The following is a 19,456-nucleotide window of genomic DNA, read 5'->3' on the forward strand; positions in this document are numbered from 1 at the left end:
ATAATTATCCTATTTTTATAGTAGTATCGCTAACAAATTCATAAGGAGGAATAGCAAGATTAGTTGGGGCAGGGCCTCTTCTTATTCTACCTGAAGTATCATATTCAGAACCATGGCAAGGACAGAACCACCCTTGATAATCTCCTTTATATCCAAGCGGAACACATCCTAAATGGGTGCATACTCCAACTGTTATCAACCATTTTTCATGGCCTTTTTTTACTCTGTCTGAGTCATCTTGAGGGTCTTTCAACTCGGAAATTTGCACGGCTCTTGCTTCTTCGATTTCTTTATCGGTTCTATGTCTCACGAACACCGGTTGTCCGCGCCACATAACAGTTACGCTTTCACCTTCATTTATTTTTGATATATCAACCTCTGTGCTACCTACGGCGAGCACTGCCTTATCAGGCGCTAATGATTTTACAAAAGGAATAGCCGCGGTTGCAGCACCTGCACATGCAACTGCTGAGGCCGTAAGCACGATGAAGTCTCTCCTTGTGGTTCCGTCTTCATTAGTTTCTTCCGAAGTATTTTCGGTTATATTGTTTTCTTTGTTCTCAGTCATTTTCTTAATTTAAAATTAATAATTGGAAGTATAAGGAATGCACGATTTCTGTCAATTAGCTTATAAAAAAATATTATTTGGCAAGATAATATTCTTTATACCAATCTACAAATAAAGGTATTCCCGTATATATATCAATTGCCGGTATAAAGCCTAAATCCTGCTTAGCATCACTTATGTCAGCAAATGTTTCTTCAACGTCCCCCGGTTGCATAGGTTGATAATTAATTATTGCTTTCTTTCCGACGCATTCTTCAATGACTCTGATAAATTCTTTTAAATCTTCAGCTTTGCTGTTACCCAGGTTATATACTTTATGCCCGATAAAGTTTGATTTAAGTGCGCCCATAACCCCGTAAACAATATCGTTTATATATGTAAAATCTCTTTTCATATTTCCCATATTGTATACATCAATAGGCTTTTCTTCAAAAATGTTTTTAGTAAACTTAAATGGAGCCATATCCGGCCTGCCATAAGAACCGTATACGGTAAAGAATCTTAAACCGATAGCATTAATTCCATAAAGGTGAGCATAAGTATAGCTCATCATCTCGTTAGATTTTTTAGTTGCTGCATATAAAGAGATCGGTTCATCCGTTCTATCCTGAGTAGAGAAGGGGAGTTTCTTATTATTTCCATAAACTGAGCTGGAACTTGCATAAACCAGCTTGTTAAAGTTTTTTATATTGCGACAAAGTTCAAGAATGTTTAAGTGCCCTTGCACATTGCTTCTCTCGTACTCAAAAGGATTTTCTATTGAATATCGTACACCGGGCTGAGCTGCTAAATGAATGATATCTCTGAATTCATGCTTTTTAGCTAATTTGGTTAGGAATCCATAATTGCAGATGTCTTCCTCATAGAACTTAAAATTCTTATGCCGGTTTAATAGTTTAGTCCTACTTTCCTTAAGCTGCTTGGAATAATATTTATTCATATTATCAATCCCAACCACAGAAAAGCCTTGCTCAAGAAGATATTTGGCAACATGAAACCCGATAAAGCCGGAGCACCCAGTAACTAATATTTTAGATCGGTCGATAACATCTTCTATAACATTATCCAATTTAGCAGTTATATCTATTGCACCGACAAGCGGAATTGCTCCTACTCCGGCAGCAGTGCCTGAGAAAGAAGATTTTAGCGTAGAGTTTTCAGATATAGAGGAATTTTTACTCTTTAAGAATTTTGTTATACTATCCATTTAGCTAGCAACATTTTTTATGATGAAAATAAAGGATATAAGCTTTATGTCAATTGTGAAGTAGTAAGAATTTGAAGGAAGTCATATGATTAAAAGAAAAGTAATTTTCTTAATATAGTGTTCCTGAGCACATAATTACTGAAATTAAATTATGTTTTCTAACATATAATAACATTTTTAATTGAATTTATAAGTATTGTATAATAATTTATAACAAATATCAATACATTAAATTAATTGTAAATAAATACAATGATATTAAATGTAATCATTATTGCAGGAAGGGTTTATCTTACTAAAGAATTTGAGCTGTATTTAGAGAATAATTATCATGAAATTGCGAAGAGATTATATGATAATGCGGTGGAAAGCACTGCAAAGCTATATTTTTTTGTAAACGGTGGTGATTTACCAAAGGTGTTTGCAGGTATTATGGGAGAAACTAATGCTTCTCTTCAATTAACCAATGATACTTTACTTGCTGTGCATAGTATTAAAAGTAAATTGCTTCCGTTTTGTAAAACTGAAGAAGAGGTAGAGCAAACTTTTGTTATATTTGATTCAAAAGTAATTTTGTTTAATGATGAGAAAACTAAGTGGAGTGAGGAGTGGGATATTAAAGCCTCTAATCAGATGGCTAAGGTAAAAATTAGTTTTCAGCTAGACGACGGCAAAGGCGGAGCATATTATACTCTCAATGAATCCGAAATTATTAAACATAAGTAGTCTAAACAAAAAGGGTAAAGCCTGAAACTTTACCCTCCTTATTGTGAACTTTAATTATATAAAACTTTATATAAAACTATTTATTCTCTTTATCTTCTTTGTTTGTATAAGAAGAAGAGTGAGCCATTTGCTCTTTACGCGCATTACCGCCTTTTTCGCCAATATCATGATAAAATTCGCTTCCGTAAGTTTCTTTAGTAACATTACCGCCGATTTTACCACCTTCATGACCCATTGCCGCATAATTATCATGCATTTTTTTCTTTTCATCTGCACTTAAATTCTCTGAGCTTTTCTTCTTATTATTTTCATTAACTGCCATAATAGCCTCCATTATTTTTTATTCAACTTTAAAGCATATAGTTAATAAACCACAAATAGGCTACCAATGTTACATTAAATAAAATTAATTTTTAACTTAAAATTTTATTTTAAAGCAGTAAAATATTATGCTATTAAAAAATCTCTAATCTACAGTTGAAAATATTTTCTCTATTTTTTTTAAGAACAAATCTTTTATAATTTAAGTTTCCCATTTATAAAATGCTCTAAGTAAAAATGAAAGTTAACTACCTCCCACAACAACCGCTAAAACTATGATAATATATATTATGGAAAATAAGTTATAGTTGTATGTCGATTATGAGTTTGTATTAATGATAACAATAGAAGATAAATACAAAAAAAAGGGTAACTCTCTTTTTTATAAAGCTACCCTAGCACAACCTTGTCAAGGATTTAAACTATAACATAAAACTTTCTATAATCATTAAAAAATAAGCCAATCCGGTAAAAAATTAAAGCATACTGATTGCTAAGGTAGCTGCTATTGCTGCCGAATCATAAGAAAAGTCTATTTCAGGAATTAAAGAAGTTTCTTCATATGCTGGTTCTGTACCGTTAACTAAAGTATTTAAAGATTTAGTGGCTGATACGCTGTATTCCAAACCTTTACCTATTGTATAAGGGATGTAGCTGGAATAACCGGCAACAACTGATCCTAGGGTTAATAAGTGAGCAGGAAGTTGTATAATTTTATCAAAAGTATAAGAAATACTATCTTCATATTCACTTCTAAAGAGAAGCTGCATAGCTTCGGTCTCATTATTAGTAAGTTCTACTAAATTATAATACTTTAAAAGTTGTTCCTTTTCTAAGTGATAAGAACGAGTCACGCAATTTGAGTAATATAAAAAAGATGCTCCGGCAGGCTTATTCCATTGAGTTATTGATTCAAGAGAGCTCCAATATTCATCGGTCAAACCTGCAGGAGTTATACTGCTGGAATAATGTGATAATTTATTAGATAATGTATCTAAAATATCAGAAGTTTTTAAGAAAGAGCTTGCTAAAAAATTAATTGTGTTGTTAATCATATTTGCATTCCGTTAATCTTAGTTATATATTTTATTATATACTATATTTATTACAAAAATATTATCAAAACTCTGATTTAACACAACTTTAACAAAAAACTTTATTATTAATAACCTTTTACTCCCCTTTAACAGTAAAAATGGTGTATAAATTTGCTACAATAAGATAAACACCGGAAGCACCAACTAAAGAATAGATAATTCTGCTCATTAAAGTAAGTTCACCAAAAATAAATTTTACTAAGTCAAAATTAGCGGTACCTATCAGCCCCCAATTAACTGCTCCTATAATTGTTAGTATAAAGGCCGTTAATTCCATCCAGTTATTTGTATCTCTCATAGTATTGCTCCTTTGTTTAATACAATATCAAGTTATTATCTAACTAATATAATTAAATAAAAATCACTTTATTATTAATTTTTTGTTAAACATTGCTAATTTAATGTTAAGGAGGACTTAAAATACTTAGACTTAAATTCTCTACCGGCTTATTTCGGCACTTCCTGGTACTGCGGGGGTAGGATTTTGATCGGAGTCACTTTATTTACTCTTAAGAGGTATACAAAGCTCTTCCAATTTGCGTTTTATATCACCTATTAATTCATTTGCCGCATCTATACCCGCTTGATAAAGCTCCTCATTTTTGCTGCCGTCATCAAAAGTGCCATAACCGTCCATATTCGGATGTATCTCTATATCAGCCTTCTTGGCTTGTAGTCTTGAGAGCTCATAATAAAATATCCAAAATGCTCTATAAGTTAAATCCAGCATATTACCCAATTCATCTTTTGGCGGCGGTGCACTGATATCTACGGCAATTATAATTTTAGGCCCGTATTGTTTAGCAACCTTCACGGGTACAGGCGCTTTAACTCCACCGTCAACTAAGGTTCTGCCGTAAATTCTTACCGGGGTAAATAAGGGCGGGATAGCTGATGAAGCATGCACGGCAGGCACAATAGGCCCTGTTCTTATAGCAAAGAGATTATTGGTGCCTATATCGGTCGTAACTGCTACAAAAGGAATTTTTAAAGATTCAATATTCCTTGTATTAAGGTTCTTTGCTAAAAACTTTTGATAATGATATCCTCTAATCGGCCCTTTCAGGGTAACAAGCATTTGCAAGGAATCACCGATTGAAGGATCCAATAATTCTTCTCTTTTAATATTAATTAATTTATTTTTGATCTCCTCTGCGTTGGGGTTATCTGCATATAAAGCTCCAACGGCACTACCTACACTACATCCGACAATTAAATCTATAGGAATATTATTTTCCTCAAAAACTTTCAATACTCCAAGATGAGCGATCCCTTTAGATCCCCCTCCCCCTAAAACTAGTGCCACATTAACATTTTTTAGCGGCGGAGCATAAGGCGGTTCCTTAGGTGCTTGAACAAACAGCTTTGTTTGTGTACAAGCGGAAGGAAGTAATACTAATAATAAAATAAAGCACTTAAAAAACTTTTTCATAAATAATTGTAAATATTCAACTCATCCTTACTATAGGTATACAAGCAAACCAGCTAAGATTAAATAAATTTTTTATAAGTTATTTATAGTGTGTTAAGTTGAATATCCGGCGCCTTTATTCATAATAAGTTAAGTTTAATATATAGTAAATTAAGTTACAAATCATACAATAGCATTTATTTAACCCGGGTGCTTTATAACAAAGTAAAGATACATTAATAAATGTGCAAGGTATTCAACTTAATTTAATATACTATAGTCTACAACTGAGTCAAAATAGTAAGAAGCACGCGCCATAAAGTGCGGCTAGAGACGGACTTCTTAATCTTTCAATATTTATTAAAAACTTAACTTAGTATACTTACTTAACCTGCAATTAAAGACTTTAGCATCCAACATATTTTTTGATGAAATGCCAGCCTTTGGGTAAGCATATCATTTGTAGTATAATCCTGCTCCTCTTCGCAAATTTTTATAAACTTTTCAATATTAATACACATGTTTTTATGATCATTTAAGAGGTCTTCTACCATTTTTCTCCACGGATACTCCGAATTTGGGTTTTTTGTACTACTAAGTGCGCTGAATTCACTAAAAGTTCCCGGAGCTTTTTCCCCTAACATTCTAATTTTTTCCGCCGTTTCATCGACCATTTCTGCTAACTTCTCATATTGCTCTTCAAGCATTTTATGTAAAGAGTTGAAATGCTCACCAACAACATTCCAATGATAATTTTGAGTTTTTAAATAAAGTGAATAAGTATCAGCTAAAACAACTTTCAATTGGTTAATAACCTTAGTCATAGTTAACTCCCCTTTTAACTATTATTGCCTCTTATATTTAAGTCTAGCTCTTAAGCAATGAAAAGACCACTATTTTTTATTTAACGCACTGAAAAGAGATTCAATTTTAGCTGCCTTTTCTTGTGTTTCATCAAGTACAAACCTGAGCTCAGGAGAAAATCTTAATTTTAATTTTCCTGACATTGCTTTACGAATTTCAGGGACAGCTTCTTTTAAAAATTTTAAAACTAACGGCTTGTCTTCAAAGTTGGAAATAAGTATAAAAACGGTAGCATGTTTTAAGTCAGGGCTAATTCTTACTTCCGTAATAGTAATCATAACGCTTTCTAATAGAGGGTGATAATATTCACCCTTTATAAAATATTCCGATAATGCGCTCCTTATTTCTTGGCCGATTTGCAGCTGCCTACTGGATGGAGGTTTAGAGTAAATTTTAGTCATTATAAAGTTCTTGCCTCTTCAATAAGCTCATAAGCTTCAACTTTGTCACCCGGCTTAATATCTTCATAGTTTTCAAATGACATACCGCACTCAAAGCCTGTTCTAACTTCTTTAACATCATCTTTAAAGCGTTTTAAAGCTTTTAGTTTACCATCGAAAATAACTACGTTATCACGAATAAGCCTAGCATTAGCTTGTTTTTTAATCATCCCTTCCGTTACATAGCATCCTGCTACTTTACCGAACTTACTTAAATCAAATACTTCTTTAATATCAACATACCCTAGAATATGCTCTTTAATAGTCGGTGAAAGCATACCGGACATAGCTGCTTTAACATCATCAACCAGGTTATAAATAACCGAGTAGTATCTGATTTCCACACCATGCTTTCTGGCGAGATCACGCGCAAGGTTATTCGCTCTCACGTTAAACCCGACGATGAATGCTTCGGATGCATTAGCAAGAGTAATATCGGATTCCGTAATTCCACCAACGCCCATATGCAGCAATTTAACTTGAATTTCTTCGGTAGAAAGCTTCATTAAGCTATTAGAAATAGCTTCGACGGAACCTTGTACGTCCGCTTTAATAATAATATTAAACTCTTTAAAGTGGGAGTTTTTAGCTTTTAAGAATAACTGCTCTAAAGAGGTTTTTCTGGAACTTATTAAGGCTCTTTCCTTTTCTTTATTAATTCTGAACTCAGCAATTTCTTTAGATAATTTTTCATTAGCCGTTATGATAAATTCATCTCCGGCAATCGGAGCTTCATTTAATCCGAGAACTTCTACAGGTGTTGAAGGCCCTGCTTCGGTAGTTCTCTGTCTTTTATCATTATTTAGAGCTTTAACTTTACCATATGCTGTTCCGGCCACAATAAAGTCACCGTTTCTTAATGTTCCGTTTTGAACTAAAAGAGTGGTTGCTACTCCTCGTCCTTTATCTACTTGAGCTTCAATTACTACCCCTTTGGCAAGCCTATCAGGATTAGCTTTTAAGTCCATCACCTCAGCTTGTAATAATATTGACTCTTCAAGCTTATCAAGATTAATCCTTTTTTTAGCGGAAACTTCGACAACAATGGTATCACCACCCATATCTTCAGGAACAAGCCCATGGATTAAGAGTTCATTTTTAACTCTATTAACATCCGCATCCGGCTTATCAATTTTGTTAATTGCAACAATTATAGGAACTTCAGCTGCTTTTGCATGGTTAATTGCTTCAACTGTCTGCTGCATTATCCCGTCATCAGCCGCAACAACCAGAACTACGATATCAGTCGCTTTAGCACCCCTGGAACGCATTGCGGTAAATGCTTCATGTCCGGGCGTATCTAAGAAAGTTATATAATGGCCGCTTTCAAGTTTAACTTGATATGCTCCGATATGTTGAGTAATACCCCCTGCTTCACCGCCGACTACATCGGTAGATCTTAGAGCATCAAGCAATGAGGTTTTACCGTGATCAACATGCCCCATTACCGTAACAACTGGTGGTCTAGTTTTTAAACTTTCAGGAGAATCTTCAATTTCACTAAGCAATGATTTTTCAATATCTTCAGCAGTTACTCTTTTAACTTTATGACCGAATTCTGTGGCAATAAGTTCAGCAGTATCCGCATCAATTGATTGATTTAAGGTAACCATCATCCCCATTTTCATTAATGCTTTTATAACATCTGCAGCTTTTTCCGACATACGATTTGCAAGCTCTTGAACACTGATTACATCAGGTAAAATAACTTCACGGAAAACTTTTTCCTTATCTTTCGGAGCATCAAAATTTCGCTTAAATTTATCTTTAGACTTTTTAAACGGTGAGGAACTTTTATTTCTTCTGAAAGTTCCGTCTTCCTGATCCATCATCATAACTTGTGCAACAGAGAGCTTTTTATTAACTCTCTTATCCGGCTCTGCTTTTTTAACCGGAGCAGTGAATTTTTCTTCTTCCTCAATCTCAGCTTTAGTTTTCTTCTTAGCGATTATAATCCCGGGCTTAATATTAGTGTCCGCAGGTTTGGTCTCTTTATCCGCTACACCGACAGTATCTTTTTTAACTTCGGTTTCAGGTTGTTTTTCTTCTTTAGGTTTTAAACTTGCACCAATGGTATTTAAATTTTTAACTTTACCTTTAGTAAGAAGTATCGCCTTTAGCTCATTACTTCTTTTCTTAGCTTCTTCTTCATGTCTCTGTTTTTCTTGTGCAATTCTTTTTTGCTCTTCAGGGCTTATGTTTTCTTCTACTTTTTCCACTACCGGTTCAGGTTCTACAACTACTACTTTTTCTTCTTCTTCTTTCTCTTTCCGGGCTTTATTTGCTGCGGCCTCTTCAGCCTCTTTTTTAGCTTTGCTGATAAGCTCCTGTTGCTCTAAGCGTATTTTTTCTTCTTCTTTAAGCCTTTCTTGTTCTCTTTTTTTATCTATTTCAGCTTGGCGTAAAACTTCAACTCTTCTTTCTCTTTCTTCTAAAGTTAATCCGTCTAATTCATCGGTTCCGTAATTACTGACTTTTTGTTTAGGAGCAGCCTTAGTTGAACCTCTTGCTTTAGTAACAACTACAACAGTACCTTTTGAATGAGTAACAGGTTGTTGAGCAGGCCTGTTTTTTATCTGTACCCCTCCGGATACACCAAGCTTACCTCCGGCATTACTAAGACCTAAAGTACCTGACTTTAGTGTTAAAGTTTTTTTGCCTGTAAATTGGTCTTTATTATCACTCATTAAATACTACCTCGCCGAGAATTTATTTTTGAGCTGCCTCAGGTTCGAAATACGCAACCTTTCTTGCAGCCATAATTATATTATCAATTTCTTTGTTGCTAAGCCCGCTTTTCGGACATAGCTCTACCAACTCATCATGAGATAAATCCGCTAAATCATTTAATTCTTTGATATTGCTCTTATATAATTTTATAGCAAAATCATTAGTTATACCTTCCAGCTTTAGAATTTCAGGATCAACTTTGCTTAGCTCTTCCGCCTGCGGAGTAATTAATTGCGAAGCATCCTCATGAACTAAAGCATATTGCCCGGCTCTGGAAATCAACTCTTCGGCAATACCTTCATCAAGCCCCTCAATATTAGCTAAATCTTTAATTTCCGCATCAGCAATGTCTTGAATTGAGGAAAATCCTTCTGAAGCAAGAAGTTGCGCTAAAATTTCTTCCAAATCAAGAGCAGCCATAAATTTAGCAGTAATTGCATTAAATTCTTCAGTTCTTCTCTTAGATTCCAAATCTTCGGTAATTACATCCAAGTTCCAGCCCACTATCTGGGAAGCAAGCCTCACATTCTGCCCCCGCTTACCGATTGCAATACTTAATTGCTCATCAGGAACGACAGCCTCAATTCTTTTCTTATCCTCATCAATAATAACTTTAGTGACTCCGGCCGGAGCAAGCGCATTAACAACTAGTGTTGCATAATCCGAACTCCAGGGAATAATATCAATCTTCTCGCCGCCCAGCTCGGATATTACCGCTTGAACTCTTGAACCTCTAACGCCTACGCATGAACCGACGGCATCTATTGAAGAATCCGAGGAATACACTGCTATCTTAGATCTTAAGCCCGGGTCTCTCGCCACTGCTTTAATCTCAATAATTCTATCATAAATTTCAGGAACTTCTTGAGTAAATAATTTAGAAAGGAAATCGTTGTGAGTTCTTGTAAGAACAATTTGAGGTCCTTTGCTATCTTTATTAACTTCAAGCACTAATGCCCTAATTCTATCACCTTGCTTCACTTTATCATTTTTAAGCAGATTTTCTTTTTTAATTAAAGCTTCTGCTGAACCGATTTTAATTAGAATATTTCCGTATTCTACTTTTTCAATTACTCCGCTTATAATCTCGCCGACTCTGTTCTTAAACTCGTCATATTGTTTATTCTTCTCAATTTCTCTAACTTTATTGGTAATTACCTGCTTGGCGGATTGAGCAGCAACTCTTCCCAGGTCAATAGGAGGAAGCGGCTCTGAAATTATATCGCCGACTTCGGCATCTTCACTTTTATTTTTTGCATCAGAGAGCGCAATTTTGTTTAAACTTCTAATATATTCATCAACTTCTTCACCTAATTCGTCTTCAACGTTGTCAACGACCAACATTTCTCTATAAAGCCTAATCTCCCCGGTTTTACGATCAATTTCAGCACGAACGGAATGTTCATGACCATACTTTCTTCTTGCTGCAATTCTCACAGCTTCTTCTAATGCCTCAAGAATTAAATCTCTATGTATGGATTTTTCTCTTGCAACAGCATCTGCGATTTGTAAGATTTCAGTACTTCCAAAACTTCTCTCGCTCATCTTAGCTTAAAACCTCGTTTATTTCGTGTTAGAGTTTATATTAGAATCAAAATATTGCAAGAAAGCTTCTTCAATATTATTAAAATTTAAATTTATTATTTCATTTGCATCTTTCGGCAAAATTACAATATTTTCTTCGTTGACTTCATTGATTTTACCGACGAACCTTCTTCTTCCGTCTACTGCCTCGAATATAGTTAACTTGATTATATTACCTATATTATTTTCAAAATCCTTTAAACGAGTTAACGGTCTATTTAAACCGGGAGAGCTAACTTCTAGGGTATATCTTTCATCGATTATATCCTCAACATCAAGCAGTGCGGATATATGTCTGCTAACTTGTTCACAATCTTCAATAGCAATATTCTCATTATCCATTCTATCAATCATGATTTGCAAGGTCTTGCTTTTCCCTGCTTGGAGATTTTTAATTCTGACTATATCAAAGCCTAAAGCCCTAACTGATTCATTAATAATCTCAAAAATCTTATTTTCCGCCTGTGTTTGGTAAATTGCCATGTCTTTTAAAAATTAATTAAAACAAAAGGCGGGAAACCCCCACCTTTTGTGGTATATAAACACTAAATTAGACTGATTGTCAAGAATTGTTATTATCAATGAAATTATAATAACTCTGCTAATTTTCGCCTAATATAGGCTTCTCCGATATGAGAGCTAAAAGCCACGAAATTCGGGCATCTTAAAGAATTTTTATTGTAGGTTAGTATATTACCCTTTCTATCGAAAATTAAACCTCCGGCGCAAGTCAAAATAGCATGCCCGGCGGCTATGTCCCAAGTGTTTATGCGTGAGAAATTTGAATACATATCATATATTCCTTCTGCGACTAAACAAAACTTAAAAGAGCTTGAAACCTGATCTGACGATGTAACATTCAGAGAGGCAATAAAATTTAAAGCATCTTCGCCTAAGTTTCTTGTAGGGATTACAATATTTAGAGCTTTATCGTTTTTTATATTTCGGTTAACTTTTATTTGAGTAGTAATGCCATTATATTCCTTATAAGCTTTTTTATCAGCACCTGTATAATATAGGGCTTGTTTTAAGGGTTGGTAAATAATACCAAATTCAGAGGTTTTATTTTTAATTAAAGCGATATTGATTGTAAAGTCGCCCTTTTTTCTAATAAAAGATTTTGTGCCGTCAATAGGGTCAATTAGCCAGTAAGTATCGTTTTCTTTTAATATATCCATATTATGTTCCAGATCCGCTTCTTCGGAAATAATCGGTATATGAGGAAACATTTGTTTAAGTTGAGCAGTGATTAAATCGCTTAATTCCCGATCAGCAATTGTTACAGGAGATTTATCGGACTTATACTGCACACGGATGTCAGAAAAATCATAATACTTTCTGGCTTGCTCTCCGGCTTCTTTAACTAAAATAATAAGCTTTTCTATTTGATTTTGTTTAAGCAACATTTTTAAGTTTCATATCCAATAGTTTGGTTATTTCTTTAATAAGTTTAGAAGCATTTAGCCCCGCTTCTTCATACATAACATCCACATTATTATGATCGATAAATCGATCAGGTAAGAACATTGCTCTAAATTTTAAATTATTGGAATCAAGTAGCCCCTCTTGAGATAAAAATTGCATTACATGGGAACCGAATCCGCCGATCGATCCTTCTTCCAGTGTAATCAGCACCTCATGTTTTTCGGCAAGATTTAAGATTAACTGCTTATCAATAGGTTTAGCAAATCTTGCATCAGCTACCGTAATTTTAATATTAAATTGTTTTTCAATTTCGTGAGCAGCTTTTAGGGCTTCCTCAAGCCTGGTACCAAGCGAAAGGACGGCTACTCTCTTGCCTTCTCTTACCACCCTACCCTTACCGATGGTAAACGGCTCAATCTCGGCAGGTATCTCAGCACACGCAGCTTCACCCCTGGGAAATCTGAAAGCTGACGGTCTGTCATTAATCATATAGCAAGTTTGTACGGCGCGCATTAATTCAAGCTCATCGCTTGGTGCTATAACTACAAAGTTCGGTAACATTGCCAGATATGCTATATCAAACGAACCTGCATGCGTAGAGCCGTCTGATCCGACTAAGCCTGCTCGATCAATTGCAAATCTTACCGGTATTGATTGAATAGCAACATCATGTACTACTTGATCAAATGCTCTTTGCAAAAATGTTGAATAAATAGCAACAAATGGCTTAACCTTATCAAGTGCTAAGCCTGCTGCAAAAGTTACCGCATGTTGCTCGGCAATCCCGACATCAAACATTCTATCCGGGAACCGTTCTGCAAATATATTTAGCCCTGTACCTGAAGGCATTGCTGCTGTGATACCGACAACACTTTCATCATGTACGGCAATTTTAGTTAAACTTTCGGCAAACACTTTAGTATAGGTAGGTCTAATACTTTTTGACTTGATTTGAATTTTAGTATCTAAATCAAACTTGGATACCGCATGGAATCCTTCCAAACACTCTTCAGGTGAACCGAATCCCTTTCCTTTTTTAGTTATAACATGAAGAAGTATCGGGCTTGAAATCCCTTCCGCTTCTTTTATATTCTCCAAAATAGGAACCAGTTGGTCAAGGTCATGCCCGTCAACCGGGCCTACATAGTGAAATCCCATTTCTTCAAAGAAGTTTCCGCCTGTCGTAAAATCCTTAGCATATTTTTTAGCTTTCTTAGCAAAATTTTCTATAGGGGAAGGCATATGATTTAAAAAATTTTTCGCTAGACTTCTTACACTTAAATAAGGCTTCGATGACATGAGCCTGCATAAATATTGGCTCATTGCGCCGACTGCCGGTGCAATCGACATTTTATTGTCATTTAATATCACAACCATTTTTTTCTTTAGGTGCCCGGCATTATTCATCGCTTCATAAGCCATTCCTGCACTAATTGAACCATCTCCGATTACCGCAATCACATCATGGTCGCTTCCATTTATATCTCTTGCAATAGCAAGGCCTAAAGCAGCCGAGATAGAGGTGGAGCTATGCCCAGCCCCGAATACGTCATATTCACTTTCGGAGCGTTTTAAAAATCCTGAAATACCCCCGGGTTGTCTTATGGTATGTAACTTATCTTTCCTGCCGGTTAATACTTTATGTGGGTATGCCTGATGCCCGATATCCCAGACCAGCAAATCTTTCGGAGTATTAAAAACATAATGCAATGCAACCGTAAGTTCGGCGACTCCTAAACCGGCGCCCAAGTGTCCGCCTGTTTTAGATATGGTAGATATAATTTCTTCTCTTAACTCTTCAGAGAGCTGTTTTAATTCTTCAATATTTAAGTTTTTTAAATCGGAAGGGTAGTTAACACTATCTAAGATTTTATATGGATGTTGTTTGACCATGCCGGAGCTTCATATTTTTGCCCCTAAGTATAATGAAAAAGATTAATTTTATCAAAGAAATAAACAAATAGATGGAATATTTTTTTGCTTGTTTTATATAGGGTATATATAAAGTAGGCATTATCAGTTAATTCAGAGGGAAGATTTATGGAATATAAATTAATTGTGCAAGACTCTGAAAATTCTGAAATTACAGAAATACTTAAGCAAGGAGTTAGATCTTATAGTTCTGCCTATTTTAACGGAGTGGTGGGGGGAGATAGCTTTGTTATATATACTCAAAATAAAGAAGGGAAAGTGATCGGAGGTATCTCGGGAAATTTGGGAAGGTATGCAAAGGTTGCGTGGGCGTGGGTTGATGAAGAATATCGAAGTCAAAAGCTCGGGACAAAACTTTTTAACGAACTGGATAAGTTTGCAAAATCAAAAGGTTCGCGATATATTCTGCTTGAAACGTTTGAGTTCCAGGCAAAACCATTTTATGAAAAAATAGGTTATGAATGCATCGGTACGGTAAAGCGGTTGATAGAGGGCTATGATTGCCACTTTATGAGAAAAGAGTTATGAATTTTTAGGGGGAATAACGTATGAAAAATCACTTGTTTTGTTTCGGGCTTGGTTACACTGCTCTTGAAGTTATAAGAGAGCTAAATTCATTAGAACCTGAAAGTTGGAAATATTCGGGCACAAAACGCAATCCGGCCAACGTTCCCGATAAGCCGATAATTGAAATAATTGATTTTGATGATCTTATCATTATACCCAAATCAGTTACTCATATACTTCTTTCCATACCGCCTAAAGAAGATGGTGATATAATTTACAACCGATTTTTACATCAAATTAAAAAGTTACCTAACCTGAAATGGATAGGCTACTTTTCAACAACCGGAGTTTACGGGGATTATCAGGGTAAATGGGTAAATGAACAGAGTTTAACAAAAACTGAGAACTTCCGATCAATTTTAAGGCTTAAAGCTGAATCACAATGGCAAAGTCTTACCGAATTAGCAGCTGTTAATATATTTAGGCTTTCTGCAATTTACGGAGTTAATAGAAGCGAGTTTGAAAAGATTTTATCAGGTAGAGCTCAAGTTATTATTAAACCTAATCAATTTTTTTCCAGAATTCATGTAAATGATATAGCTCAAATAGTTGTAAAAGCGATAAATTTTTTAGCTAAAAATGAAGTTTATAACTTATCCGATGATTACCCGTGTGCGCAGAATGAAGTTACTGAACATGCTTATAAGCTTTTAAACTTGACTCCTCCGAAACCGATTGCTTTTAAGGAAGCTGAGTTATCGGAAATGGCACAATCATTTTATCTGGAAAGTAAGCGTGTCAGCAATAATAAAGTTAAACAGGGTTTAGGTGTTAATTTAAGATACCCAAGCTATAAAGAAGGGTTGCAAGCTATATTTAAAGAGATTCATGAAAGCTAAATTTTATTATATTTTAATAGTAATTGTAATAACTATTTCTCCGTTTGTATCTTTAGCATTCGGCGCTCAAGAGAAAAATACTGTTTATGTATATCATGATGAAGGTGTTAGCGACGAATCATTATTACATACCATCTCTACCTTAAAAACTATTTTACCCTCAAGCTATATTGTAAATAAAATTAATGCAAATGAAGTAATAGAATATAAGTGGACTAACAAGGCTGCATTATTTGTAATGCCGGGTGGAGCTGACCTACCTTATGTTAAAAAATTAAACGGTAAAGGTAATAAAAATATAAAAAATTATGTTAGCAACGGAGGTTCATATTTAGGTATTTGTGCCGGTGCTTATTATGCTTCAGCCTATGTAGAATTTGATCAAGGAGGTGAATTGGAAGTATTAGGAGATCGAGAACTTGCATTTTTCCCGGGCAAATCAATAGGATCTATTTTAGCTAAGTATAACTACAAAAATAACAGCGGCTCCCGAGCTTCTAAACTACATATTACCTTAGATAATGTTAAAGAAACAGTTACTTATTACAATGGGGGCGGGTATTTTGCAGATGCAAACAAATATCCCAATATTACAGTCATCGGGTATTATGAAAATAATTTACCTTCAATAATACATATTGCTTATGAGAAAGGTAACGTTATATTATCAGGTGTACACTTTGAGTATAAACCCTCCTTATTCGATGCAAATGATCCATATTTAAAAGATATTTTGCCGGCATTAGAGCGTCATAACATCTCACGCAACCTTCTAACAATAGAAATACTTAAAAAACTTGGTATAAATTATAATTAAGATTCTATTATTACCTTATAAGTATTCAGGCAACAACCTATTTTATTGATGATACGAAAACTTAAAATTTAAAGATTATGGATAATACAATATCTCAAGTGCTTATATATATTACATACTGATATATATAATATTATAAAAAATATCAATTTAAATTGATGGTTATTCAAACTTGAGTATAAACTCTGTATATTTGCCCAGTTCTGATCTACATTCTAAAGTTCCCCCCATTTCTTCCATTACCATTTTGCAAAAGGATAAACCTATACCGGTACCTTTACTACTCTTAGTATAAAACCTTTCAAAAATGTGCGGGAGGTCTTCCCCACTAATCCCTTTTCCATAATCTTTAAAATATAGCTTTTGATCTTCAGACCAAATATCTATTTCTACATTACTGCCGCCATGCTTTAATGCATTGCTGAATAAATTATATAATACATGCTTTATATAATGCTTTGATCCATGAAATATAATATCATTTTCAATATTTATATTCACTTTTCCTAAAGATTCAGTTGAAACCATAAAATCCTTTATAGTTTCTTCTAAGCATTCTTTTATTGAATATTCATCTTTATCTTGGGCAATTATCATAGCTTTTAAGGAAGTTAACAATCTATCTACTGTGCTTATTCCCTCTATACTTGCTTTCTTCAGTAATATACAAGTTTCCTGCAAAGCTTTTAAAGTATTATCTTTTTCAGCTATGCTTGACATAGCCTTTTTTTTATCAATTACTTTTTGTGCTAGAAGTGAGATATATTGAGCTCCCATATTGATTGTTGCAAGCGGAGTTTTGACCTCATGAGCAATTGCCCCTCCGAATAATTGCATAGCCTCAAGTCTTTCTTCGGAATTAAGTTCCTTTGGACGTGCAAACAAAATACCGATTAAGCTTGCAAACAGGTAAACATATATAGATAAATATATAGTTTCAAAATCAGCCGGAAGAATAGCATCGCCAATAATCAATTCATAAAATAAAAATCCGAAAAGCATACCAGCTAATGAGATCAAAATAAAACTTAACCAATCTACAAGCATTGTAAGCAGCATTATTGATAATGTTAAATTAATTAACCACTCATAGTGAGCTTCTAATATAATTAGCATTACGGTTGTAACAAACGGCAAACAATACATAAGTGTAAAATACCAATATAAGGGAAAATAATGTTTTAACTTTTCAGGCCAATAATCTTTCATTAATAAACCGACGCACAGCATTCCTGCAAACAGCCTTAATCCAAGCATAACAAGATAATGCGTAGGTTCCTGATACGTCCACATAAAGTAAGGTACCACATAGTTAATACAACAAAATATCCCGAACATTAAGTAGTTAGCACCATATCTTTTAACTTTATCATTAGAGTATTGATATATATTTTTCGGAGTGGGTAAGTATTTACTAATTATTTTAATCAACGGAATGATATTAAATTTAATATTTTTCTTTTTTTTAGGGGTTTTAGGGTCGACAAAAGCAATACAACGGTTTTGTATAATATGGGTTGAAATAAAACTGATAAATCCCAAAAGAGCAATAATAATCGGGATTGAAAAATTTGGAATACCAATCTCCTCTGCGGCAAGGAATGATATTATAGAAACTAAGTTACATACCCAAAATGATTCTTTACTTACTTTAAATTTAAGTAAGCCGAAAAGCAAAGGGATTCCTATTGAGGATACCAGCAATAAACTGGTAATTACAAGTAAACTTACAATATTATAATTTTGTAAAGATATAAATATCCCTAGCGCACCGGTAATTAAAGTTGACACCTTCATTAAATTTAATTTTCCGATTTCCGTATTAAAACATTTTTCAGGGAAAACATTATGGGCTATCAGTATGCCTGCTGAGTTAAGGGAAGAATCTGCAGTCGACATAATAACTGCAATCATTCCTGAAATTGCAACTCCTTTCATAAACGGAGGCAATAAATTATCTATAATGGTTGGAATTACAGCTTTCGGTTCAATATTCGGAAATAATTTAAGCGCAGAAAAAGCCATACATACTACTATAAATATTAAAGCAAAAGAAAGGAAAGAGTATATATATGTTATCCTACTTAGTTGATTATGGTTTTGCGCCATTAAATATCTTTGAATTAAATGCGGCTGAAAAATTACAAGCGGGATAACCATAAAAAGAAATAATGCAATATACTCATCAAATTTCTGGTGAGAAAGAATATGAAAATGATAGGTTAGATTCGGGTTAGAAAAAACTTTAGCTAATCCTCCTACTTCAGTTATAGCAACGCTTGCAACTAACGGGATAACGACTATTAGTATGGCAAACTGCAGCACATCAGTCATAGTAACTGACTTTATCCCTCCGAACGTAGAGTAACAGACTATTAAACTGCAAGCTATTAAATTGCAGTTGAATAGTTAATGCTTAAAAAAGAAGCTATTAAAGAGCCTAAAGCAGTGAACTGCATTCCAATCACTCCTAAGCAAACGGCATATCCGACAATACCTGAAAACACCTCTGCTTTTACTCCGTAAAAATATTTAATTATATCCGAAACAGAAATCATACCATCAAAACGATTATCAAATTTAGGCGCTATATACTTAGCAGCTAGAAATATCGCAATCGGAATAGCAAGGCTTGGGATAAGATATACCAATCCGTCTTGAAAGAATTGGGCAGTGTCACCGGTTGTAGTTCCTCCCCCAATCATGGTTGCAAGCAGAGTAAGTGCAAGGACGGGAGTACTATATGACTTATTAGCTATTGCATAATCTTTTATATTCTTAATATCTCTGCCGGCAATAATCCCTACTATTAAGGTGATTGCTAAAAAAGCTAATACTATAGCTTTATCCGGATCAAAAAATTTAATAATACTTCCCATTGCCGTGTACTCTGAATAATTTAATTAATTGATCATGTTGTAGATATAA

At 34.3% G+C, this 19,456-nt stretch carries 19 protein-coding genes; 4 read left to right on the plus strand and 15 right to left on the minus strand.

Annotation, left to right across the window (positions count from 1 at the left end; all coding sequences use genetic code 11):
• Positions 1 to 4: 4 nt before the first annotated feature.
• Both petA and NF27_RS05695 read right to left on the minus strand, forming a co-directional pair.
• On the minus strand, positions 5 to 568 hold the full coding sequence (gene petA, locus NF27_RS05690) for a ubiquinol-cytochrome c reductase iron-sulfur subunit (RefSeq protein WP_039456901.1): 564 nt from the start codon (positions 566 to 568) through the stop codon (positions 5 to 7).
• A gap of 73 nt (positions 569 to 641) precedes the next feature.
• On the minus strand, positions 642 to 1,775 hold the full coding sequence (locus NF27_RS05695; protein ID WP_084212828.1) for a GDP-mannose 4,6-dehydratase: 1,134 nt from the start codon (positions 1,773 to 1,775) through the stop codon (positions 642 to 644).
• A gap of 252 nt (positions 1,776 to 2,027) precedes the next feature.
• Between NF27_RS05695 and NF27_RS05700 the strand changes: the two genes are divergently transcribed.
• Positions 2,028 to 2,501 carry a hypothetical protein gene (locus tag NF27_RS05700; protein WP_039456903.1) on the plus strand — a complete coding sequence of 158 codons (474 nt, stop codon included), beginning with the start codon at positions 2,028 to 2,030 and terminating at the stop codon, positions 2,499 to 2,501.
• A 76-nt stretch (positions 2,502 to 2,577) separates the two neighbouring features.
• On the opposite strand, the gene NF27_RS05705 is transcribed toward NF27_RS05700, so the two are convergent.
• The 11 genes from NF27_RS05705 to dxs all read right to left on the minus strand — a co-directional run bounded on the left by NF27_RS05705 (position 2,578) and on the right by dxs (position 14,266).
• The gene (locus NF27_RS05705) at positions 2,578 to 2,823 is read right to left on the minus strand and encodes a hypothetical protein (RefSeq protein WP_204367869.1); all 246 of its coding nucleotides are present in this window, start codon (positions 2,821 to 2,823) and stop codon (positions 2,578 to 2,580) included.
• Between the two features lie 475 nt (positions 2,824 to 3,298).
• A complete protein-coding gene (locus NF27_RS05710) occupies positions 3,299 to 3,877 on the minus strand; it encodes a hypothetical protein (RefSeq protein ID WP_039456909.1) in 579 nt (192 codons plus the stop codon).
• Between the two features lie 118 nt (positions 3,878 to 3,995).
• Positions 3,996 to 4,217, minus strand: a complete 222-nt coding sequence (locus NF27_RS05715) for a DUF378 domain-containing protein (RefSeq protein WP_039456913.1) — start codon at positions 4,215 to 4,217, stop codon at positions 3,996 to 3,998.
• A gap of 201 nt (positions 4,218 to 4,418) precedes the next feature.
• The gene (locus tag NF27_RS05720) at positions 4,419 to 5,351 is read right to left on the minus strand and encodes a patatin-like phospholipase family protein (RefSeq protein ID WP_068982013.1); all 933 of its coding nucleotides are present in this window, start codon (positions 5,349 to 5,351) and stop codon (positions 4,419 to 4,421) included.
• Positions 5,352 to 5,716: 365 nt separating this feature from the next.
• Positions 5,717 to 6,154 carry a Dps family protein gene (locus NF27_RS05725; RefSeq protein WP_039456916.1) on the minus strand — a complete coding sequence of 146 codons (438 nt, stop codon included), beginning with the start codon at positions 6,152 to 6,154 and terminating at the stop codon, positions 5,717 to 5,719.
• A 69-nt stretch (positions 6,155 to 6,223) separates the two neighbouring features.
• Positions 6,224 to 6,595, minus strand: coding sequence for a 30S ribosome-binding factor RbfA (gene rbfA, locus NF27_RS05730; RefSeq protein ID WP_039456919.1), 372 nt, complete (start codon positions 6,593 to 6,595; stop codon positions 6,224 to 6,226).
• Complete coding sequence (infB, locus tag NF27_RS05735; RefSeq protein ID WP_039456922.1) at positions 6,595 to 9,321, minus strand: translation initiation factor IF-2; 2,727 nt, start codon at positions 9,319 to 9,321, stop codon at positions 6,595 to 6,597. The genes rbfA and infB overlap by 1 nt, the downstream gene beginning before the upstream one ends.
• A 22-nt stretch (positions 9,322 to 9,343) precedes the next feature.
• Positions 9,344 to 10,909, minus strand: a complete 1,566-nt coding sequence (nusA, locus tag NF27_RS05740) for a transcription termination factor NusA (protein WP_039456925.1) — start codon at positions 10,907 to 10,909, stop codon at positions 9,344 to 9,346.
• 18 nt (positions 10,910 to 10,927) lie between these two features.
• Entirely contained in the window at positions 10,928 to 11,431 is a 504-nt protein-coding gene (locus tag NF27_RS05745) for a ribosome maturation factor RimP (protein WP_039456926.1), read from the minus strand.
• 104 nt (positions 11,432 to 11,535) lie between these two features.
• Positions 11,536 to 12,354, minus strand: coding sequence for a 3'(2'),5'-bisphosphate nucleotidase CysQ (gene cysQ / locus NF27_RS05750; protein ID WP_053332622.1), 819 nt, complete (start codon positions 12,352 to 12,354; stop codon positions 11,536 to 11,538).
• Positions 12,344 to 14,266, minus strand: a complete 1,923-nt coding sequence (gene dxs / locus NF27_RS05755) for a 1-deoxy-D-xylulose-5-phosphate synthase (protein ID WP_039456928.1) — start codon at positions 14,264 to 14,266, stop codon at positions 12,344 to 12,346. The genes cysQ and dxs overlap by 11 nt, the downstream gene beginning before the upstream one ends.
• 147 nt (positions 14,267 to 14,413) lie before the next feature.
• Between dxs and NF27_RS05760 the strand changes: the two genes are divergently transcribed.
• The 3 genes from NF27_RS05760 to NF27_RS05770 are packed head-to-tail and all read left to right on the plus strand — an operon-like array spanning position 14,414 to position 16,528.
• On the plus strand, positions 14,414 to 14,833 hold the full coding sequence (locus NF27_RS05760; RefSeq protein WP_039456930.1) for a GNAT family N-acetyltransferase: 420 nt from the start codon (positions 14,414 to 14,416) through the stop codon (positions 14,831 to 14,833).
• Between the two features lie 20 nt (positions 14,834 to 14,853).
• Positions 14,854 to 15,711 (plus strand): Rossmann-fold NAD(P)-binding domain-containing protein, encoded by an 858-nt coding sequence (locus NF27_RS05765; RefSeq protein ID WP_039456932.1) that lies wholly within the window; start codon positions 14,854 to 14,856, stop codon positions 15,709 to 15,711.
• The gene (locus NF27_RS05770) at positions 15,701 to 16,528 is read left to right on the plus strand and encodes a BPL-N domain-containing protein (RefSeq protein WP_053332623.1); all 828 of its coding nucleotides are present in this window, start codon (positions 15,701 to 15,703) and stop codon (positions 16,526 to 16,528) included. The genes NF27_RS05765 and NF27_RS05770 overlap by 11 nt, the downstream gene beginning before the upstream one ends.
• A gap of 162 nt (positions 16,529 to 16,690) precedes the next feature.
• Here the strand turns inward: NF27_RS05770 and NF27_RS05775 are convergent, their stop codons facing one another.
• Together NF27_RS05775 and NF27_RS05780 are read right to left on the minus strand one after the other, a co-directional pair.
• Positions 16,691 to 18,919 carry a sensor histidine kinase gene (locus NF27_RS05775; RefSeq protein WP_320408645.1) on the minus strand — a complete coding sequence of 743 codons (2,229 nt, stop codon included), beginning with the start codon at positions 18,917 to 18,919 and terminating at the stop codon, positions 16,691 to 16,693.
• A complete protein-coding gene (locus tag NF27_RS05780) occupies positions 18,919 to 19,407 on the minus strand; it encodes a sodium:solute symporter family transporter (protein ID WP_039456937.1) in 489 nt (162 codons plus the stop codon). Before NF27_RS05780 ends, NF27_RS05775 begins: the two co-directional genes overlap by 1 nt.
• Between the last annotated feature and the right edge of the window lie 49 nt (positions 19,408 to 19,456).

The sequence above is a fragment of the Candidatus Jidaibacter acanthamoeba genome (assembly GCF_000815465.1).
Lineage (GTDB): Bacteria > Pseudomonadota > Alphaproteobacteria > Rickettsiales > Midichloriaceae > Jidaibacter > Jidaibacter acanthamoebae.